Origin of the sequence: [Clostridium] aminophilum DSM 10710 (genome assembly GCF_000711825.1) — a bacterium.
Lineage (GTDB): Bacteria > Bacillota > Clostridia > Lachnospirales > Lachnospiraceae > Clostridium_R > Clostridium_R aminophilum.
In genome coordinates, this window is the sequence record NZ_JONJ01000031.1 from 1 (window position 1) to 5,870 (window position 5,870).

The 5,870-nt window shown below is 46.7% G+C and carries 4 protein-coding genes and 1 tRNA gene; 4 read left to right on the top strand and 1 reads right to left on the bottom strand.

Going from position 1 to position 5,870, the window contains the following annotated elements:
- Positions 1-365: 365 nt before the first annotated feature.
- A complete protein-coding gene (locus BR86_RS0113500; RefSeq protein ID WP_031474754.1) occupies positions 366-1,766 on the top strand; it encodes a mechanosensitive ion channel family protein in 1,401 nt (466 codons plus the stop codon).
- A 127-nt stretch (positions 1,767-1,893) separates the two neighbouring features.
- On the opposite strand, the gene BR86_RS0113505 is transcribed toward BR86_RS0113500, so the two are convergent.
- Positions 1,894-2,229 (bottom strand): DUF1622 domain-containing protein, encoded by a 336-nt coding sequence (locus BR86_RS0113505; RefSeq protein ID WP_031474756.1) that lies wholly within the window; start codon positions 2,227-2,229, stop codon positions 1,894-1,896.
- Between the two features lie 295 nt (positions 2,230-2,524).
- Between BR86_RS0113505 and BR86_RS0113510 the strand changes: the two genes are divergently transcribed.
- The 3 genes from BR86_RS0113510 (at position 2,525) to BR86_RS0113520 (ending at position 5,850) form a co-directional block, all read left to right on the top strand.
- Positions 2,525-3,958 (top strand): sodium-dependent transporter, encoded by a 1,434-nt coding sequence (locus BR86_RS0113510; protein ID WP_031474758.1) that lies wholly within the window; start codon positions 2,525-2,527, stop codon positions 3,956-3,958.
- A gap of 84 nt (positions 3,959-4,042) precedes the next feature.
- Positions 4,043-5,614 carry a dicarboxylate/amino acid:cation symporter gene (locus tag BR86_RS0113515; protein ID WP_031474760.1) on the top strand — a complete coding sequence of 524 codons (1,572 nt, stop codon included), beginning with the start codon at positions 4,043-4,045 and terminating at the stop codon, positions 5,612-5,614.
- Between the two features lie 164 nt (positions 5,615-5,778).
- Positions 5,779-5,850, top strand: a tRNA-Gly gene (locus BR86_RS0113520).
- Positions 5,851-5,870: the final 20 nt, after the last annotated feature.

Genomic DNA, 5,870 nt, shown 5'->3' on the forward strand with positions numbered 1-5,870 from the left:
AAAGGGGCATCCGTAAAGGATGCCTCTTTTCTTTATGACCGGAGCGTATAGTGATTCGAAGTTCGAATGTCTCCGCTGCCGCTCCGGTCGGCGCAGAACCGAGGTCCACTGGACCTCGTGCGCCGTCTCGCGCTCTCTGTGGCGCCAAAACATCCGTGAAGGATGACCTTTTTGGCGTTGTCTGAGCACGGCCGTGCTCGAACCGTTCGAAAGTCTCCGCTGCCGCTCCGGTCGGCGCAAACCGTAAAAAATATCCGAAACAATTTAAAAATCCATCGTATGACGTCATATTTGAAGTTTTTTTGCCGATACAATGATTGTGTAAATACTGCAAATGACACGATCTCCGCCAAAGAGAGGATATTATGACGACGGCAACATCTATTTCTGTTTTTAGCAGCGTGCTGATCGGTATCGCTGCTTTCTGCATTTGGATTATCATTTTTCATCAGATCAAAAAACGCACCAATGCATTGCATGTGCGGTTCAGCGGACAGCTGGTTAAAGTACTGATTATAATTATCTGTGCGTTTCACGTGGTCTCTATTCTGAGTCCGGAGAACAGTCTGAGCAGACTTCTTCTCGGAAGTTCCGCGCTGATTGTTGCTGTCATCGGTTTTGCATCACAGCCGGTGATCGCTGATCTGATCTGCGGATTCCTGATCAGCATCAATAAGCCGTTTGAGATTGGTGACCGGATTATTGTTGACGGCTATGAGCCCGGAATTGTGGAAGATATCACGTTAAGGCATACGATTCTGACCATCTATGACGGGATCCGGATTATCGTGCCGAACAGTCAGTTGAATTCCAAAGTGGTCTATAACACCAGTTATAAAAAGCCAAACCGCGGCGTGCATCTGCAGTTCTCTGTAAGTCTGGATACCAATGTCCCAAAAGCCATGGATATCATCCGGGACTGTGTTGCCGCAAGTCCTTACACACAGGGTGTTGTGCGGCACAATATCGATGAGGATTCCGGGCCGGTGTATTTTCTGAAGTTTTCAGAGAGTGCGATTATTCTGGAGACTACGCTTCAGCTTCCTCCGACCATCAGCACCTATATTGCAACAACCGACATCAATGTCCGTGTGCTAAATGCATTCCGGCAGAATAACATTGAAATTCCGTATAATTATCTCAATATTATTGATAAAAACGGTTTCTTTGAATATAAAGATCCGAATGCGGACAAGGCGAAAAAATCGAGTCTGGGAGTCGGTTCACCCCGAATGCGTCATTATCGGACCGACACGATCTATTTTTCGGAATCCGCGGATCCTATCGAGGCGGCAACTCAGTTATCGAAGGTGTTTGCGAAAAGAGAACGGATTGATCAGCGCTCGACATCGCAGCTGCGGCTGATCGTGGAGGAAGCGGTCAGTATGTTTAAAGAAATGCTGCTTCAGAACAATGCGGCAATCTATCTGGAGGGAAGCGGTCAGATCTGCCGGGTTCATATTCATATTCCGATCAAAGTGAATCTGAAACACTATCAGTCATTGGCACTTTTGTCGGACAATGTAAAGGATGAGACAAAACCCGGATTGTATTCTATAATACAGGGTGTAATCTATAACGGCGTAAAAAATCTTCAGCAAAACAAGGGCGATGAATATCATTGGTCCATCCAGGATACGCCGGATCAGAATCATTTTTCGCAGGAAGAGATCAGCAGATCTATCCTGTCAATGGTGAGTGATGATATTAAAGTCACGGTCACCCACTATTACACAGAAATCGTGGTGGTCAAAGCCTTTCATTGACACAGGGAATTGAGAGGGAAAAGTCATTTGACCGAACGAAATATCCCCATCCCTGAAACGGGCCGGCGATCCGGAACCATTCAGAGATGAGGATATCGTTATCCGGGCAGGCGGACAGGATGCCTGCTCAGCTCTCTTTTTTCTCGTTTTTGATCTCCCAGTGAATCAGGAAGGTGAGCATGGCACGGAGCACAATGATCGCGCCGAGGATGCCAAGCTCTGCCCATTCACGGACGACAACCGTACGGAGTACCTCGCCGCCCATCTTGAATTCAAGTGCAAGCGCGATTCCCTGGGCAAGATCCAGGCGGATATTCTGTGTGTTCTTTTTCAGCCAGAAATAAAAACACTTCAAAGCAGTTGCCATCAGCACTATAATTCCAAAGAATTCCAGAAGTGTCGTACAGATCTGAACAACATTGTAAAGTACGGTGTCCAATAACATCATAAACGTCTCAACCATGGGCCATCCCTTTCTTTTCGAAATCTTCTATGCTCTATTATATCGCAGAATGCCGTCGGGTGCCCACAGTGAAAAGTTCATGGCGGGAATGCTTTTGCCCGCGCATTTTCTGTACGATAATAGAACATAAAAGACATAGATGTTGACGAAGAAAAAAATCCGGACTCCGGTATTTTGCGGATGCTTTATAGTAGAATATAAATAGATGAAAATATGTCGACGGGGTTTCATTCGGATAATTTCAGAAAACGGATTTTGGGGGCATATCTTTTGAGTCCAATATGAGGGTGTAACCATGAAGAGAACGAAAAAGGAAAATGCTGAAAAACTGCCCCGGTTTGGCGGGCAAATCGGTTTTGTGCTTTCATCGGCCGGATGTGCAGTGGGTCTGGGGAATCTATGGAGATTTCCATATCTTGCCGCTCGGGATGGGGGCGGTATATTTGTTCTTGTCTATCTGCTCCTTGCGGTGACTTTTGGTTATACCATGCTGATGACGGATATTGTGATCGGCCGCAAAACCGGACGGAGTGCGATTTGTGCCTATGAAAGCATTCATCGCAAATGGAAATTTGTGGGAATTCTGGTATTCATCGTCCCTGCGCTTGTCATGAGTTACTATGGCGTCATCGGGGGATGGGTTACCAAATATACGGTGTTATTCCTTACAGGGCATATTACGGAGGCGACTCAGGAGGGATATTTTACGCAGTTTATCACCGATCCCGGTGCACCGGTTGTTTATGGTATTGTGTTCGTTTTTCTGACGCTGCTCATCGTTCTGGGAGGAGTGAAGGACGGAATCGAAAAAAGCGCGCGGATTATTATGCCGGCGCTGGCGGTTATGATGCTGGTGGTTTCGGTATTTGCGCTTACGCTGTATCACACAGATGAAGTCACAGGAGAAGTGCGGACGGCGCTGCAGGGGTTAAAAGTATACTTGATTCCGGATTTTCGCAATCTGACGGCAGAACGGTTTTGTCAGATTCTTCTGGATGCCATGATTCAGCTGTTCTTTTCTCTGGGAATTGCCATGGGAATCATGGTGACCTATGGTTCCTATGTGGAAAAAAAGGTTGATCTGAACCGATCGGTCAACTATATTGAGATTTTTGATACTGGGATTGCACTGTTGGCAGGAATGATTGTTGTGCCGACAACATTCGTATTTTACGGTATTGAGGGAATGACCTCGGGACCGGGACTTCTTTTCATATCATTAACCAATGTGTTTCATACCATGGGGGACGTGGGAATCGTTGTAGGAACCGCTTTTTTCTTTACCGCATTCTTTGCCGCACTGACATCAAGCGTTTCTATTTATGAAGCCGTAGTTGCAAATTGTATGGAGATATTCCATGTTTCAAGAAGAAAAGCAAGTATCGTTCTTTTCTTCATTTATAGCTGTACAACCGGTCTGATTTCTCTGGGATACAGCATTTTCTATTTTGAACTGCCGCTGCCGAACGGATCACAGGGACAACTCCTGGACATCATTGATTATTTCAGCAACAGTTTTATGATGCCGTTGGTTTCCCTGCTGACCTGTATCCTGATCGGGTGGGTCGTCGGACCTTCCTTTGTTACGGAGGAAATCGAGGTTTCCGGTTCGCCGTTTCAGAGAAAAAGGCTGTATATTTTCATGCTTCGGTATATTGCCCCGGCGATGATGGCGGTGCTGTTTCTGCAGTCCACCGGAATTCTGCAAATGCTGATCGGTCAAAGTTGAATTAGAATAACAGAATGCGGTTTGATATTGGCGTTTCACAAATAGTGTACAGTAGTTCATGTCGTAAATTATCGGAGTAAAACCATGATTCAGTTGACAAACCAAAATATTAATCGTTCCATTGACGAAGTTGAGACATTTTTGACGGACAGCCGGTCAGAGAGCGGTAAAGCGATCAAGCTGCGTCTGATGCTGGAAGAAGTGCTGTTGAATTATCAGGAACGTTTGGGGACGGGACGGGAGTTTTCCATTCAGAAAAAGAAACTCTTCGGCCGTATTCAGGTGATCTTGAATGTGAACGGCGAAGGATTTGATCCATTTTCCGGAGATGGAAGCGAGGAGTTTCATCTTCTGCGAAGACTCCATGCGGATGTAGATATTGTCACGGACTGGTCATACCGAAATGGCGTCAACCGTGTCAGTTTCAGCCTCGATCGGAAGCAAAGGTTTTCATCCACGCAGAAAACCCTGATTGCGCTTTTTTTGGGCATCTTTCTGGGAATTGCGAGTTATGAGCTGCCGGAGGCCGGACGGTTATCGCTTCTGGGAAACTATATTGAGCCGACTCTCAACACAATTTTGAGTATCATAACGGCTGTGGCAGTGCCGATGGTGTTTTTTTCTTTGACATGGGGCGTTTGTACCATCGGTGATGTGAATACACTGAGCCGGATTGGAAAGCGCATGATTGGGCGGTTTATGCTGTTTCAGCTATTGCTTGCCGCTGTTGCGTCTGCCGTGTGCGTTCCCTTTTTTCACGGTAGTTCCGCGGGCGGCAGTTCATTTCAACCGGCTGAGATTTATGCACTGCTTCTGAGTATCATACCGGATAATCTGGTTACTCCTTTTACCACCGGGAACACCGTACATGTCATTACCCTGGCTGTTGTTGCAGGTAGCGTGCTTCTCCTGATGGGAGAGAGAGTATCCAGTCTGACCTTGTTTGTGGATCATATGAATAAGGCGATGTTCTATCTTATGTCCGGCGTCAGTGCTCTGATCCCTTTTATGGTTTTTTTGGGATTGTTCAAGATTACCGCAAGCGGGCAGCTTTCCGTGGTTCTCCGGTCATGGAAAATGCTGGTGACAATTCTGGCACTGTTTATTCTGCCAATGCTGATCTATACAATCCTCGTTGCGGTCAGAAAAAGGGTTTCTGTTATAAAACTGATTCGAAAAGCGGCACCGGTCTTCATTATCGGTCTGATGACGGCATCCTCCAGTGCGGCGCTGACCAAAAACCTGGAATGCTGTGAACACTCCTATGGGATCGATGAAAAGATTGTAAAGTTTGGCGTTCCCCTGGGACAGACTATTTTTATGCCGGGAGCTGCCATGTTTTTTATCAGTATCAGTTTCGGAATGGCGGAGAATTGTTCCATTGCCATCACACCGAACTGGCTGGTCCTGGTGACATTGACCAGTGTATTGCTGGCAGTGGCGCTTCCGCCCATTCCGGGAGGGATGACCATGTGTTTCACCATTTTGTTTGGGCAGCTCAATATACCTTTCGAGAGTATTGGAATTGCCCTGGCACTGAATATTGTCTTTGAGTACGCGGTAACCGGTGTAAATCTGTTCTGTCTCCAGATGGAACTGACGGAACTGGCCGGTTCGCTGGGAATGCTGAATCTCAACACACTCCGAAAATCCTGAGACATCGTTTTTTCAGTGACATAAAGGTGCAAATGGAACTTTGGGCGGAGGCTCGCGATAGAGAGCGTGCCTCCGCAGTATCCTGAGATCATTATTTAAAAAGTTATTGCCAATCAATCCAGACTGTGGTAATATAATCTGCGTCAGATTGCTGACGGACATATGCGCGAGTGGCTCAGTGGTGGAGCACCACCTTGCCAAGGTGGGGGCCGCGGGTTCGAATCCCGTCTCGCGCTCGCTATCATAAAGAAAAGGG